This window comes from Azospirillum largimobile (genome assembly GCF_977007025.2).
Map to the genome: position 1 here is coordinate 791,379 of NZ_CDRMUA020000002.1, position 13,997 is coordinate 805,375.

Sequence of the window (13,997 nt, forward strand, 5' to 3'; positions counted from 1 at the left end):
TACCGGGCCTGACCGAATTGCCCGGCGCGAAAGCACAAAGTTCCGTTTCCGTCTCCGCACTCAGCATTTGGTTGGGAGGGGAAGGGCGCTGGCGCTCGTCGAACGGGGTACGGGCGCCCCATGCGCGGGACCGGCGGCCCCCGCCACGGCATAAGATGCGGCCAGCCGCCGAAGCAAAGGTGAAAGATATCGCGGCAGGCGTCGCCTTCGGACAAACGTCCGGGAGCAGTGCGCCCACTCTTGGGTCAGAGGGTGAAAGGACTGCCCATGAGCAAGAATACGGTTCCCAAGAGAACGGTTCACTATCCGGCTTTCGAGCCCAGATTTCTCAAGGACGCGCTCGCCCTGTCGCGGCAGGCGCAATGGCCGCACCGTCTGGAAGACTGGTCCCTGGCTCTCGCGCTCAGCCAGGGGCTGGTCGCCGTGGACGCCGAGACGTCGCAGGTGGTCGGCACGGTGCTGATGACGCCCTATGGCGAGGATGCGGCCACCATCAACATGGTCATCGTCGATGAAGGCTGGCGCGGGCAGGGCCTTGGCCGCCGCCTGATGGACGAAGCCATGGCGCTGGCCGGAGACCGCCCCCTGCGCCTCGTCGCCACGACGGACGGTTTGCCGCTCTATGAAAAGCTGGGGTTCCGCGAGGTCGGCACCGTCCTTCAGCACCAGGGGGAGGCCGGTCCGGTACCGATGGTTGCGGCGGATGACGTTGTCCCCGCCGGCGCCGACGACCGCACCGCCATCGCCGCCCTGGACCGGCAGGCCTTCGGCGCCGACCGCGGCCTGCTGCTGGAGCGCTTCGCCGAGGTCGGATCCTTCACGCTGCTGCGCAGGAACGGCGCACCCGTCGGCTTCGCGGCGCTGCGCGATTTCGGCCGCGGACAGGTCATCGGCCCGGTGGTCGCCCCCGATGCGGAGGGCGCCAAGGCCCTGATCGGCCCGATCATTGCCGCAAATCCGGGGAGATTCCTGCGGGTGGACACCACCGCCGACACCGGCCTGGGACCATGGCTGGCCGATTGCGGCCTGCGCCACGTCGGCGGCGGCATCGCCATGCGCCGCCCTGCCCCGGCTGAAGCCCCCCCATCGACCGCTCCCGTTTCGACTTTCGCGCTCGCCAGCCAGGCACTCGGCTGATCCGGAGAAGACCATGCTCAGCAATTCCCTGATCGAACTCGACCGTGCCCATCTGGTGCATCCCGTCGCCTCCTACCGCGGCCATGAGAAGGCGGGGGTCCGGGTGATCGCCTCCGGTTCAGGAGCAACCCTCACCGACACGTCCGGCCACCGGCTGGTGGATGGCTTCGCCGGCCTGTGGTGCGTCAATGCCGGCTATGGGCAGCAGCGCCTCGTCGATGCCGCCACCCGCCAGATGCAGGTGCTTCCCTACGCCACCGGCTATTTCGGGCTTGGCAGCGAGCCGGCCATCCGGCTGGCGGCCGAACTCGCCGAACGCGCGCCCGGCGACCTCAACCACGTCTTCTTCACGCTCGGCGGGTCGGACGCGGTGGACAGCACCATCCGCTTCATCCGCTACTACTGGCAGGCCAAGGGCCAGCCGCAACGCGACCAGTTCATCTCGATCGAGCAGGGCTATCACGGCTCCTCCACCGTCGGTGCCGGGCTGACCGCCCTGCCCGCCTTCCATGCCGGCTTCGGCGTGCCGTTCGACTGGCAGCACAAGATTCCGTCGCATTACGCCTACCGCAATCCGGTGGGCGACGATGCCGACGCGATCATCGCCGCCTCTCTGGCCGCCCTCGACGCCAAGATCGCCGAGATCGGCGGGCCGGAGCGGGTCGCCGCCTTCTATGCCGAACCGATCCAGGGTTCGGGGGGCGTGCTGGTGCCGCCCGACGGCTGGATGAAGGCGATGTGCGACCGCTGCCGCAGCCTCGGCATCCTGTTCGTCGCCGACGAGGTCATCACCGGCTTCGGCCGAACCGGCCCGCTGTTCGCCTGCACCGACGACGGCGTGGTCCCCGACCTGATGACCACGGCCAAGGGCCTGACCTCCGGTTACGTGCCGATGGGTGCGGTCTTCCTGTCCGATGCGGTTTATGCCACCATCGCAGATGCCGCCGGCAGCGCCGCGGTCGGCCATGGCTACACCTACTCCGCCCACCCCGTGAGTGCCGCGGTGGGGCTGGAGGCGCTGCGGCTGTACGAGGACGGCCTGCTCGCCAACGGCGTGAAGGCCGGCGCGCGGCTGATGGCCGGGCTGCATGCCCTGCGCGACCATCCGGTGGTCGGCGACGTGCGCGGACGCGGCATGCTGGCCGCCATCGAACTGGTGGTGGACAAGGACCGCAAGACTCCCCTGCCCGCCGCCGCCGAACCGTCCCGCCGGATTTTCGACCGGGCCTGGACCAACGGTCTGGTGATCCGCGCCTTTGCGAACGGCGTCCTGGGCTATGCCCCGCCGCTCTGCTGCACCGACGACGACATCGACGCGATCTTGGAGCGCACGGCCCGCACTCTCGACCAGACGCTGGAGGATCCCGACATCCGCCGGGCTATGCGATAGACGAGAAAGGGGCAGTCCGCGGAAGAATCTGCGAATACCCCCGTATCCAGCGTTTTCTGCTGTCCGGCATCGATATTCAGAGACCCGCGTCAAGCCCATGGACCACACTGGATGGGAAGAAGACCGGGTCTCCTGGCCATCTCCAGAGGGGCCAGCTCCAGAAGAACCCCGGCGGACGATGCTGCCGAACCTGAAACGCCCCGCCGAACCGAAACGGTTCCCCGCGGTCCTTGATGAGGAGTTGGTGCGTTGCCCAAAACCCTGCCCAAGAGCCTGCAGAGCTTCAAATATCTGACCTTCGACGTCGTCGGCACCCTGATCGACTTCGAATCCGGCATCAAGGACTGCCTGGCCGAGATCGCGGCGGAGGCCGGCACAACGGTGGACGGCGAGGCGGCGCTGACCCTCTACCGCGAAGCGCGCTATACCGACGCCACCGGCCTGTTCCCCGACGATCTGGTGCGCGTCTATTCGGTGATCGCGCCGAAGCTGGGCCTGCCCGCCGGCACGCAATACGGCGAACGCCTGCGGGATTCCGCGGCGTCCTGGACCGGCTTCCCCGACAGCAGGGACGCCATGGCGCGACTTGCCAAGCGGTACAAGCTGATTGCGATGACCAATGCGCGGCGCTGGGCCTTCACCCATTTCTCGCGCGAACTGGGCGAGCCGTTCTTTGCCGGCTTCACCGCCGACGACACCGGCGTCGAGAAGCCCGACCCCGCCTTTTTCCAGCAGGTGTTCGAGTTCGTCGAGCGCGACGGCGGCAGCAAGGACGACATTCTGCACGTCGCCCAGAGCCAGTATCACGACATCGGCGTTTCCCGGCGCGTTGGCCTGACCAACTGCTGGATTCAGCGGCGGCACGCACAAAAAGGCTATGGCGGGACCATCGAACCCGCCGAGTTCACCGAACCGGATTTCCACTTCCGCTCGATGGCGGAACTGGCAGACGCCGTCGACGCCGCGGCAGCAGAGCCGAAGACGGCCTCCACGTAACCGGGCCAAACCGGAACGCGCCAAAAAAGAAACGAACAAAACAAACCCGAACAGAGTGAGGCTGACATGAGCAAGACGCCTGAAACCTGGAGCCGGACCGACGACAGCATGGTCGAAAGCGCCATCCGGCGCGGGGCCAACCGCCGCGACCTGATGAAGATGCTGCTGGCGGGCGGGGTGTCCCTTGCCGCCGCCGACCTTGTTCTGGGCCGCGCCACCATGGCGCTGGCCGCTACGCCGGTGAAGGGCGGCGCGCTGAAGGCCGCCGGCTGGTCGGCCTCGACCGCCGACACGCTCGATCCCGCCAAGGCGTCGCTGTCGACGGACTATGTCCGGTGCTGCGCCTTCTACAACCGCCTTACCTTCCTCGACCAGGCCGGCATCCCGCAGATGGAACTGGCCGAGAGCGTGGAATCGGGCGACGCCAAGATCTGGACGGTCAAGCTCCGCAAGGGTGTCACCTTCCACGACGGCAAGTCGCTGACGGCCGAGGACGTGGTCTTTTCGCTGAAGCGCCACCTCGATCCGGCCGTCGGCTCCAAGGTCGCGAAGATCGCCGCGCAGATGGCGGAGATCAAGGCGGTGGACAAGACCACCGTCGAGATCACGCTGGCCAGCCCCAACGCCGACCTGCCGACCATCCTGGCCACCCATCACTTCATGATCGTGGCCGACGGCACCACCGACTTCTCCAAGGGCAACGGCACCGGCGCCTTCACCTGCAAGAGCTTCGAGCCGGGCGTGCGCTCCGTCGGCCTGCGCAACCCAAATTACTGGAAGGGCGGGCCGAACGTCGACTCCTTCGAATTCTTCGCGATCAGCGACGACAACGCCCGCGTCAACGCGCTGCTGTCCGGCGACATCCATCTCGCCGCCTCGATCAACCCGCGTTCCACACGGCTGGTCGACGGGCAGAAGGGCTTCGCCTTGTCGAAGACCACCTCGGGCAACTACACCAACCTCAACATCCGCCTGGACATGGAACCGGGCTCCCGCAAGGATTTCGTCGACGGGATGAAATATCTCGTCAACCGCGAGCAGATCGTCAAATCGGCCCTGCGCGGCTTCGGCGAGGTGGGCAACGACCAACCGGTCTCCCCGGTCAACCCGTACCACAACGCGGCGCTGAAGCCGAAGGCGTACGACCCGGAAAAGGCGAAGGCCCTGTTCAAGAAGGCTGGCTTGCTGGGACAATCCATCCCGGTGATCACGTCGGACGCCGCCTCCTCCGCCATCGACATGGCGATGGTGGTCCAGGCCTCGGGCGCCGAGATCGGCATGAAGCTCGACGTTCAGCGCGTGCCGTCCGACGGGTACTGGAGCAACTACTGGCTGAAGGCTCCGGTCCATTTCGGCAACATCAACCCGCGTCCGACGCCGGACATCCTGTTCTCCCTGCTCTACGCCTCCGAAGCGCCGTGGAACGAGAGCAAGTACAAGTCCGAAAAGTTCGACAAGATGATGATCGAAGCGCGCGGCATGCTCGACCAGGCCAAGCGCAAGGAACTGTACAACCAGATGCAGGTGATGATCGCCGAAGAGGCGGGCACCATCATCCCCGCCTACATCTCCAATGTGGACGCCATCACCGACAAGCTGAAGGGCCTCGCTCCCAGCCCGCTGGGCGGCATGATGGGCTACGCATTTGCCGAGTATGTCTGGCTGGCCGCCTGATACGTCGGACGGGCGGGACGGTTCGGCCGAGAGGCCGACCGTCCCTGCCCCCGCCCTTCTTATCATCGCCCGGCTCATTGTCGCCCGTCCCGGTCCCCCCTCCGGGGGCGCCTCACCACGCGGAGGACAGGCATGAAATCACGCGTTCCGTCCCTCATCCTCGGTCGGCTGCTCATCGCGCTGGTCACGCTGACGATCGTGTCCTTCGCCGTGTTCTTCGCGACCACGCTGCTGCCCGGCGACACGGCGACCATCCTGCTGGGTCAGGCGGCGACGCCGGAAGCGATCGCCGGCCTGCGCACGGCGATGCATCTCGACCAACCGGCCCTGCTGCGCTTCTTCTATTGGATCGGCGGGCTGTTCCAGGGCGATTTCGGCACCTCCTACGCCAACAATGTGCCGGTGGCCACGCTGATCTCCGGCCGGCTGGCCAACACGCTGAAGCTGGCCGGGCTGACCACCCTGGTGTCGGTCCCCCTGGCGCTGACGCTCGGCATCACCGCCGCCATGTGGCGGCGCACGCTGTACGACCGCATCGTCACCGTCGCCACCATCGGCATCATCTCGGTCCCCGAATTCGTGGTGGCGACGCTGGCCGTGCTGGTGTTCGCCGTCTACCTGAAATGGCTGCCCGCGCTGTCCTTCACCTATCAGGTCGACAGCTTCGCCGGCCTGTTCCGGGCCTACGCCATGCCGGTCGTCACCCTGACCTTCGTGGTGTCGGCGCAGATGATCCGCATGAGCCGGGCAGCCGTGATCGAGACGCTGAACACGCCCTATGTCGAAATGGCGCTGCTGAAAGGGGCATCGCGCCCCCGGCTGGTCCTGCGCCACGCCCTGCCCAACGCGCTGGCCCCGATCGCCAACGCGGTGGCGCTGTCGCTGTCCTACCTGCTGGGCGGCGTCATCATCGTCGAGACGATCTTCAACTATCCGGGAATCGCCAAGCTGATGGTGGATGCGGTGTCCACCCGCGACCTGCCGCTGATCCAGTCCTGCGCGATGATCTTCTGCTTCGGGTATCTGCTTCTGATCACCACCGCCGACATCGTCGCCATCCTGTCGAACCCGAGGCTCCGATGAAGACACATTCCTCCACCGGCTCGAGGGCATCCGCCGGCTTCCTCGCGGCGCGGTCCGGCTACCGGATCAATCCGGTCGGGCTCGTCAGCGCCGCCGTGGTCCTGTTCTGGGCGCTGGTCGCCCTGTTCGCCCCCTACATCGCCCCCCATTCGGCGGGGGAGATGATCGACCTGGATTATTTCGGCCCGATGCGGCCCGGACTGTGGCTGGGGTCGGATTATCTCGGCCGCGACATGCTGTCCCGTCTCATCTTCGGCGCCCGCTACACCGTCGGCATCTCGCTGGCGGCGGTAGCCATCGCCTGCTTCACCGGCGTCGTGCTGGGCATGACCTCGGCCGTGCTGCGCGGTCCGGTGGACATGGTGGTCAGCCGCCTGCTGGACGCCCTGAACTCCATTCCCAGCAAGCTGTTCGGCCTGATGGTGGTGGCGGCGGTCGGGTCGTCCATCCCCGTGCTGATCCTGACCCTGTCGGTCATCTACATCCCCGGCGCCTACCGCTTCAGCCGGGCGCTGGCGGTCAACATCGACACGATGGATTTCATCATGGTCGCCCGCATCCGCGGGGAAAAGCTGCCCTATCTGATCGCGTCGGAGATCCTGCCCAACATCATCGGCCCGGTGCTGGCCGACCTGGGCCTGCGTTTCGTCTTCATCGTCCTGCTGCTGTCGGGCCTGTCCTTCCTGGGGCTGGGCGTTCAGCCGCCCTACGCCGACTGGGGCGCGCTGGTGCGCGAGAACATCGGCGGCCTGCCCTTCGCCGCACCGGCGGTGATCGTGCCGTCGCTGGCCATCGCCACCTTGACCATCAGCGTCAATCTGCTGATCGACAATCTTCCGCAGAAGATCCGGGATCGGAGTGCCTCCTGATGACGAACCTCGTCGAAATCCGCGGCCTGATGGTCGAGGCCACCACCGATTCCGGCCGCTGGTTCCAGATCCTGAAGGGCATCGACCTGGACATCGCCGCCGGGGAAACCGTCGCCTTCATCGGTGAAAGCGGGTCGGGCAAGACCACCGCCGCCATGACGCTGCTGGGATACGCCCGTCCGGGCTGCCGGATTTCCGGCGGCACGGTGCGGGTGGACGGCCATGACATGGTAACGCTGTCGGAAAAGGAACGGGCGGCTCTGCGCGGCACGGTCGTGGCCTATGTGCCGCAGAGCGCCGCCGCCGCCTTCAACCCGGCGGCGACCATCATGGACCAGGTCATCGAGGTGACGCGGATCCACCGCCTGATGCCGCCGGACGAGGCGCGCCGCCGGGCGGTCGACCTGTTCCGCGCCCTGTCGCTGCCCGATCCGGACGGCATCGGCGACCGCTATCCGCACCAGGTGTCGGGCGGGCAGCTTCAGCGGCTGGCGGCGGCGATGGCCCTGATCGGCGATCCCAAGGTGGTGATCTTCGACGAGCCGACCACCGCGCTCGACGTCACCACCCAGGTCGAGGTGCTGCGCGCCTTCAAGGCGGTGACCGCGAAGCGCCGGATCGCCTGTGTCTATGTGTCCCACGATCTGGCCGTGGTCGCGCAGATCGCCGACCGCATCATGGTGCTGCGGCAGGGGGCGGTGCAGGAAATCGGAAGCGTCGACGACATCCTGACGCGTCCGACCCACCCCTACACGAAGGAGCTGCTGCACGCCTTCCACCCCGACACCGGCGGCCGGATCGCGGCGGCGGAGGCTTTTGCCGCCAATTCGGTGCCGCTGCTGGAAATCAACACGCTGAGCGCCGGCTACGGCCCGCCGCAATCGAACGGGCAGCCGCTGGTCCTCGCCGTCAAGGGGGTGAGCCTGCAGGTAAAGCGGGGCACCAACCTCGGCATCATCGGGGAGTCCGGATGCGGGAAATCGACCCTGGCGCGCGCCATCGCCGGCATCCTGCCGGCCAGCAAGGGCGACATCCAGTTCGACGGGCGGGAATTGTGGCACAGCGCCCGCCAGCGCAGCCGCGAGCAGTTGCGCGACCTGCAGATCGTCTTCCAGCACGCCGATACCGCGCTCAACCCGGCCAAGTCGATCGAGGACATCCTCGGCCGCCCCCTGACCTTCTATCACGGCCTGCGCGGCAAGGCCCGCGATGCACGGGTCGATGCGCTGCTGGACATGGTCCACCTGCCGCGCGCCCTGCGCCACCGCCGCCCAGCCGAACTGTCGGGCGGCCAGAAGCAGCGGGTGAATTTCGCCCGCGCGCTCGCCGCCGAACCGAAACTGATCCTGTGCGACGAGATCACCTCGGCCCTCGACACCGTCGTCGCGGCGGCGATCATCGACCTGCTGAAGGAGCTGCAGCGCGAACTTGGGCTGTCCTACATCTTCATCAGCCACGACCTGTCGGTGATCGAGGCGATCTGCGACGAGATCATCGTGATGTATCGCGGACAGACGGTGGAGACCATCATCCCCTCCGCCCGGCAGCAGCCGCAGCACCCCTATTCGAAGCTGCTGTTCTCGTCGGTTCCGAAGCTGGACCCGACCTGGCTCGACACGCTGAACCTCGACGCCGACCGGATGCGGGTGGCGTGACCGGCCGGCCCCCTGCACGGCCAACCGCCGCGCGGGGGCGACGGTCGCGCCGCAAGGCCATTCACATCTGGAACAGCGTGGTCAGCGGCATGTGGGCGCGGACGATCGGCGATTTCAGCACGACGTAGCTGAAATACTTGTCGATGCCGATGTCCATGTCGGTCAGCTTCTCCATGATCTCCTGATACTCGCCGATGCCGGACGTGACGAATTTCAGCATGTAGTCGTAGCCGCCCGACACCAGATGGCATTCCAGCAGCTGTTCGATCTTCTTGACGGCGGCCAGGAAGCGGGCGAAATCAACCTGCCGGTGGTTCTTCAGCGTCACCTCGGTGAAGACGGTCAAGGTCTGGCCGAGTTTGCTGACGTTGATCTGGGCCGTATAGCCTTCGATGTAGCCTTCCGCCTGCAGCTTCTTGACCCGCATCAGGCAGGGGCTGGGCGACAGGTTCACCAGTTCGGCCAACTCCACGTTGGTGATCCGGCCGTTCTTCTGGAGCTGATGCAGAATCTTGATGTCGATGCGGTCCAGCTTCATGGGGAACCCATCCGGTTCGAGGGCGGGGGAGCGGAAAACGACAGCAGAAAATTCTGCCGGTCCGGCCAAGGCAGCTTAGCACGCACCGCCCGCCTGTCGATCACCGAGTGACTTTCTTTCGGCAGAACAAAGCATCGGCCGCACAGGCATAGACAGAAGATAATGCCGTCGAATCGAACAAAGCAGCGCCCGCCGGTCCGCGCGGCATGGCTAGATGGAGCAACGCCGAATTCGGAGATCCGCCCAGATGCCAGCCCCTTTGCAAACCATCGCGTCCAGCCCGAACCTGCCCGATCAGGCGGATGTCGTCGTGATCGGCGGCGGCATCGTCGGCGTCTGGGCGGCCTATTATCTGGCCCGGCGCGGACTGGCGGTGGCCCTGGTGGAAAAGGGACAGGTCGGGGCCGAACAGTCCAGCCGCAACTGGGGCTGGTGCCGCCAGCAGAACCGCGATGCGCGGGAACTGCCGATGGCGACCAAGAGCCTGGATCTGTGGGAGCGCTTCGCCGCCGAAGCCGGCGAGGACACCGGCTTCACCCGCTGCGGCCTGCTCTATCTCAGCAACGACGACCAGGAGTTGGCAGGCTGGGCGCGCTGGCGCGATTTCGCCCGGACGGTCGGCGTCACCACCCACATGCTGACCGGCGCCGAAGCCGCCGAGCGTGGGCAGGCCACGGGACGCCCCTGGAAGGGCGGCGTCTTCTCGCCGTCGGACGGCATCGCCGATCCGGCCCGTGCCGCACCCGCCGTGGCGCGGGCGATCATGAAGCTGGGCGGCACGGTGCATCAGGGCTGCGCCGCGCGCGGGTTGGAAACCAGCGGCGGGCGGGTCAGCGGCGTCGTCACCGAAAAGGGCACGATCCGCACGAAAATGGTGGTCCTGGCCGGCGGAGCCTGGGCCTCCTCCTTCTGCCATCAGATCGGCGTGCGTTTCCCGCTCGCCTCGATCCGGTCCTCGATCCTGTCGGTCGGCCCCAGCCCGGCCGGGCTGCCCGACGCCCTGCACACCGCCGCCGTGTCGATCACCCGGCGCGGCGACGGCGGCCACACGCTGGCGATCAGCGGGCGCGGACGCGTCGATCCGACCCTTCAGCAGGCCCGCTTCGCCCCGCAATTCATGCCGATGTTCACCCGGCGCTGGCGCAGTCTGATGCCCGGCGGGCTGGAGGGGATACGCTCCGGCCACGAGACGCTGCGGCGCTGGCGGCTCGACCGTCCGACCCCGATGGAGCGGGTGCGGGTTCTCGACCCCACCCCGGACCGCAGCACCATCCGCCTCACCCACGAACGGGCCATGGCCCTGCTGCCCGGCCTGAAGGGCGCCCCGATCACCGCCGCCTGGGGCGGCTACATCGACAGCACGCCCGACGGCGTTCCCGCCATCGGCGAAGTCGGCAGCCTGCCCGGCCTGATCCTGGCCGCCGGATTCAGCGGTCACGGCTTCGGCATCGGCCCAGGCGCAGGGCACCTGATCGCCGACCTCATCACCGACCAGCCGCCGATCGTCGATCCCAAGCCCTATCACCCCGACCGCTTCGCCGGCTTTTCCGCCGGAAAGGTCGCCGATTTCTGACCGGAATGCGGGACCGTCCGGCCAAAAGCTTCAGTTGCCGCCCGGTTCCAGGGCGCGGGCGGCCCGGCGCAGGCACTCGCGCATCAGGTCGTGGCTGCCCGACAGCGGGCGCTCCTTGCTGGTCAGGATGGCGATGGGCACGCGGATGCCGGGACGGAAGGGCCGCTGGACGATGCCGGAGAACTGGTTCCACGGCAGAAGCCCATCGACGACCGCCACGCCGATCCCCTCCCGCACGAAGGGCAGCGCGGTGATCGACAGGTCGATCTCCACCGCCGGGGCGTAGACGCCGCCTTCGGCCTCCAGCGCTCCGGCCAGGAGCCGGCCGGGCAACGTGTCCACGCGGTATGAGATCAGCGTCTCCTCCGCCAGTTCGGCAAAACCGACCTGGGCGTGTCCGGCGAGCCGATGCCCCTCGGGCATGAGACAGACCAGTTCGGCATGCCCGACGGTTTCGACATCGAGATCGGGGTGGGGCATGTCGTTCATCGCCACCCCCAGCAGAACGTCGCCGCTGCGCAACATGTCCCGGATGTTGGCGATCGGGGCGACCAGCGACCGCACGACGATGTCCGGATGCGCCGCACGGAAGGCGCTCAGCGCCTTGGGAACGATGGACATGGATGGCGGGGCCGAGGCGGCGAGCCGGACGAGGCCGGTGCGGCCATGGCGCATGTCGACCGTGCGCCGGCGCAAGGCGCCGAGTTCGGAGAAGATGCGCTCGGCCTCCGGATACAGCTCGTTGGCTTCCTGCGTCGGCACCAGACGCCCGCGCACCCGATCGAACAGCTTGAACCCCAACTGATCTTCGGCATGCAGCAGAATCTGGCTCAAGGCCGGCTGTGAAATGTTCAGCATCGCCGCCGCCGCGGTCACCGTTCCACAGCGCATCAGCATGCAGAAGACTTCCAATTGACGGGCTTGCATTCACGATTCCAGGCGCTGGCGGAGAAGAGGCGGACCCGGCATGGCCGGGCCACGACTATAGCGACCCACCAGCCCGAGGGTCGAGCAGCAACAGCTGAGGCAGCGGAGCCGACGAGCGCCAAGACCGTTCAGTTGCCACGCCCCGGCTGTAAAACAAATTCCAGTGCCCTTAGAGAAATGCATCCCTAACACAGGTTGCTACCGTGTTTCCGCCACCTCTATGACAAAGGGACGATGAGGATTGCGCAGGCTGCGCTCTGTCGCGCGATGCGTTACATTTGAGCGACCGTGTTTTCCGGTCAGGATCGATGTCTGCAGAACTGTCTCCGTCCACCGATCCTCCACCTCATCCCGGTGCCGTTCTGCGCAACCACGTGTTGCCCGAGCTTCGGCTGACGGTGACCCAGGCCGCCCAGGAACTGGCGATTGCGCGCCAGACGCTCCACCGCGTGCTTGCAGGCACGGCCGCCGTCACGCCCGAGATGGCCGCCCGGCTGGCCCGGCTCTGCGGCATATCCGCCCATTTCTGGCTCGACCTTCAACTGGCGCATGACCTTTGGCATGCGCAGCGTGCCCTTGCCGATACCTTGGACCGCATTCCGGCGCATGCGCTGCCCGACACCCTCAAGACGGATATCCTGGCCCGCCATGCCCGCCCCCTCTGAACTGCCGCGCAAGGCGCGAACCGGCGTTACCGGCCTTGACGACATCCTCGCCGGCGGTCTCGCCCGCGACCGTGTCTTCCTGCTCGAGGGCAGCCCCGGCACCGGCAAGACCACCATTGCCCTGCAGTTCCTGCTGGACGGCGCGGCGGCCGGCGAAACCGGGCTCTACATCACCTTGTCGGAGACCGAGGGCGAACTTCGCGACGCCGCAGCCGAACATGGCTGGACGCTCGGCGAGGAGATCACGGTGTTCGAGCTGGTTCCGCCGGAAAGCCTGCTCGACGAGGCGCACCAGCAGAGCCTGCTCTACTCCTCCGACCTCGAACTCGGCGAGACGACTAAGCTGATGTTCGACGCGATCGGGCGGAGCAAGCCGATGCGGATCGTCCTCGACAGCCTGTCGGAGATCCGCCTGCTGGCCCAGAGCTCGCTGCGGTACCGGCGGCAGATCCTCGCCCTCAAGCATTACTTCGCCCGCCACGGCGCCACCGTGCTGCTGCTCGACGACCTGACCACCGACACCATGGACAAGACGGTCCACAGCATCGCTCACGGCGTGATCCGTCTGGAGATGCTGACGCCGGCCTACGGCGCGGAGCGGCGGCGCTTGCGGGTGCTGAAATACCGTGGGCAGGCCTATCGCGGCGGCTACCACGATTGCACGATCACCACCGGCGGCTTCAAGGTGTTCCCCAGGCTGATCGCCGCCGAGCATCGAACCGGTTTCGCCGGAGAGCGGGTGGCCAGCGGGATCGCGGAACTCGACACGCTGCTGGGCGGCGGCATGGAGCGCGGGTCGAGCACCCTGATCATCGGCCCGGCGGGAACCGGAAAGTCGCTGCTGGCGCTTCAGTTCACGGTGGCGGCCATCGCACGGGGAGAGCGGGCGGCGCTGTTCGTCTTCGACGAGGAGCTTGGCCTGCTGTTCGCCCGGACCAGGGCGATGGGCTTCGACCTCGAAGCCATGCGTGATAGCGGCAGCCTGATCATCGAGCAGGTGGATGCGGCGGAACTTGCGCCCGGCGAGTTCACCTACCGGGTCCGCGCCTGCGTCGACGACCACCAGATCCGCACCGTGGTGATCGACAGCCTCAACGGCTATCAGGCGGCGATGCCGGAAGAGCAGCTTCTGGTCCTGCATCTTCACGAACTGCTTCTGTACCTGAACCGCCAGGGCGTGACGACCTTCCTCACCATCGCGCAGCATGGCCTGATCGGCGACATGCAGGCCCCCGTCGACGTCACCTATCTGGCCGATACCGTCGTGCTGCTGCGCTATTTCGAGGCGCTGGGCCGGGTCCGGCGGGCGATTTCGGTGATCAAGAAGCGCGCCGGTCCGCACGAGGACACGATCCGCGAGTATCGCATCAACGACAAGGGCATCGCCGTGGGGCCGCCCTTGGACGAGTTCCAGGGGGTGCTGCGCGGTGTGCCGGTCTATGTCGGCCAAGGCGGCTTTCTGCTGAAGGACGATCCGATTTGAGCCTGCC

Annotated in this window: 12 protein-coding genes; 10 read left to right on the plus strand and 2 right to left on the minus strand. The window is 67.0% G+C overall.

Going from position 1 to position 13,997, the window contains the following annotated elements; translation table 11 throughout:
• Positions 1-267: 267 nt before the first annotated feature.
• The 7 genes from ACWPKK_RS16815 (at position 268) to ACWPKK_RS16845 (ending at position 8,804) form a co-directional block, all read left to right on the plus strand.
• Positions 268-1,137, plus strand: coding sequence for a GNAT family N-acetyltransferase (locus ACWPKK_RS16815; protein WP_452006286.1), 870 nt, complete (start codon positions 268-270; stop codon positions 1,135-1,137).
• Between the two features lie 13 nt (positions 1,138-1,150).
• Positions 1,151-2,527, plus strand: coding sequence for an aminotransferase class III-fold pyridoxal phosphate-dependent enzyme (locus ACWPKK_RS16820; protein WP_452006289.1), 1,377 nt, complete (start codon positions 1,151-1,153; stop codon positions 2,525-2,527).
• Between the two features lie 261 nt (positions 2,528-2,788).
• Positions 2,789-3,523 (plus strand): HAD-IA family hydrolase, encoded by a 735-nt coding sequence (locus ACWPKK_RS16825; RefSeq protein WP_452006677.1) that lies wholly within the window; start codon positions 2,789-2,791, stop codon positions 3,521-3,523.
• A gap of 66 nt (positions 3,524-3,589) precedes the next feature.
• Positions 3,590-5,197: an ABC transporter substrate-binding protein gene (locus tag ACWPKK_RS16830; protein WP_452006292.1), complete on the plus strand. Its 1,608-nt coding sequence runs from the start codon at positions 3,590-3,592 to the stop codon at positions 5,195-5,197.
• A 132-nt stretch (positions 5,198-5,329) separates the two neighbouring features.
• Complete coding sequence (locus tag ACWPKK_RS16835) at positions 5,330-6,280, plus strand: ABC transporter permease (protein ID WP_452006294.1); 951 nt, start codon at positions 5,330-5,332, stop codon at positions 6,278-6,280.
• Positions 6,277-7,149: an ABC transporter permease gene (locus tag ACWPKK_RS16840; RefSeq protein ID WP_452006297.1), complete on the plus strand. Its 873-nt coding sequence runs from the start codon at positions 6,277-6,279 to the stop codon at positions 7,147-7,149. Before ACWPKK_RS16835 ends, ACWPKK_RS16840 begins: the two co-directional genes overlap by 4 nt.
• Positions 7,149-8,804, plus strand: a complete 1,656-nt coding sequence (locus ACWPKK_RS16845; protein ID WP_452006299.1) for an ABC transporter ATP-binding protein — start codon at positions 7,149-7,151, stop codon at positions 8,802-8,804. Before ACWPKK_RS16840 ends, ACWPKK_RS16845 begins: the two co-directional genes overlap by 1 nt.
• A 61-nt stretch (positions 8,805-8,865) precedes the next feature.
• On the opposite strand, the gene ACWPKK_RS16850 is transcribed toward ACWPKK_RS16845, so the two are convergent.
• Entirely contained in the window at positions 8,866-9,342 is a 477-nt protein-coding gene (locus tag ACWPKK_RS16850; protein WP_098734844.1) for an Lrp/AsnC family transcriptional regulator, read from the minus strand.
• A gap of 247 nt (positions 9,343-9,589) precedes the next feature.
• Here ACWPKK_RS16850 and ACWPKK_RS16855 point away from each other — a divergent pair, with 247 nt between their 5' ends.
• On the plus strand, positions 9,590-10,915 hold the full coding sequence (locus tag ACWPKK_RS16855) for an NAD(P)/FAD-dependent oxidoreductase (protein ID WP_452006302.1): 1,326 nt from the start codon (positions 9,590-9,592) through the stop codon (positions 10,913-10,915).
• Positions 10,916-10,945: 30 nt separating this feature from the next.
• Here ACWPKK_RS16855 and ACWPKK_RS16860 read toward each other — a convergent pair whose 3' ends face one another.
• Positions 10,946-11,842, minus strand: coding sequence for a LysR family transcriptional regulator (locus ACWPKK_RS16860; protein WP_452006304.1), 897 nt, complete (start codon positions 11,840-11,842; stop codon positions 10,946-10,948).
• Between the two features lie 308 nt (positions 11,843-12,150).
• Here ACWPKK_RS16860 and ACWPKK_RS16865 point away from each other — a divergent pair, with 308 nt between their 5' ends.
• Entirely contained in the window at positions 12,151-12,507 is a 357-nt protein-coding gene (locus ACWPKK_RS16865; protein ID WP_452006307.1) for a HigA family addiction module antitoxin, read from the plus strand.
• Entirely contained in the window at positions 12,491-13,990 is a 1,500-nt protein-coding gene (locus ACWPKK_RS16870) for an ATPase domain-containing protein (protein ID WP_452006309.1), read from the plus strand. Before ACWPKK_RS16865 ends, ACWPKK_RS16870 begins: the two co-directional genes overlap by 17 nt.
• Positions 13,991-13,997: the final 7 nt, after the last annotated feature.

Excerpts from the sequence above, each read along its gene's own strand:
- ACWPKK_RS16835 (WP_452006294.1), top strand. The coding sequence starts at position 5,330 with ATGAAATCACGCGTTCCGTCCCTCATCCTCGGTCGGCTGCTCATCGCG.
- ACWPKK_RS16860 (WP_452006304.1), bottom strand. The coding sequence starts at position 11,842 with ATGCAAGCCCGTCAATTGGAAGTCTTCTGCATGCTGATGCGCTGTGGA.
- ACWPKK_RS16830 (WP_452006292.1), top strand. The coding sequence starts at position 3,590 with ATGAGCAAGACGCCTGAAACCTGGAGCCGGACCGACGACAGCATGGTC.
- ACWPKK_RS16865 (WP_452006307.1), top strand. The coding sequence starts at position 12,151 with ATGTCTGCAGAACTGTCTCCGTCCACCGATCCTCCACCTCATCCCGGT.
- ACWPKK_RS16850 (WP_098734844.1), bottom strand. The coding sequence starts at position 9,342 with ATGAAGCTGGACCGCATCGACATCAAGATTCTGCATCAGCTCCAGAAG.
- ACWPKK_RS16840 (WP_452006297.1), top strand. The coding sequence starts at position 6,277 with ATGAAGACACATTCCTCCACCGGCTCGAGGGCATCCGCCGGCTTCCTC.
- ACWPKK_RS16815 (WP_452006286.1), top strand. The coding sequence starts at position 268 with ATGAGCAAGAATACGGTTCCCAAGAGAACGGTTCACTATCCGGCTTTC.
- ACWPKK_RS16870 (WP_452006309.1), top strand. The coding sequence starts at position 12,491 with ATGCCCGCCCCCTCTGAACTGCCGCGCAAGGCGCGAACCGGCGTTACC.
- ACWPKK_RS16845 (WP_452006299.1), top strand. The coding sequence starts at position 7,149 with ATGACGAACCTCGTCGAAATCCGCGGCCTGATGGTCGAGGCCACCACC.
- ACWPKK_RS16855 (WP_452006302.1), top strand. The coding sequence starts at position 9,590 with ATGCCAGCCCCTTTGCAAACCATCGCGTCCAGCCCGAACCTGCCCGAT.
- ACWPKK_RS16820 (WP_452006289.1), top strand. The coding sequence starts at position 1,151 with ATGCTCAGCAATTCCCTGATCGAACTCGACCGTGCCCATCTGGTGCAT.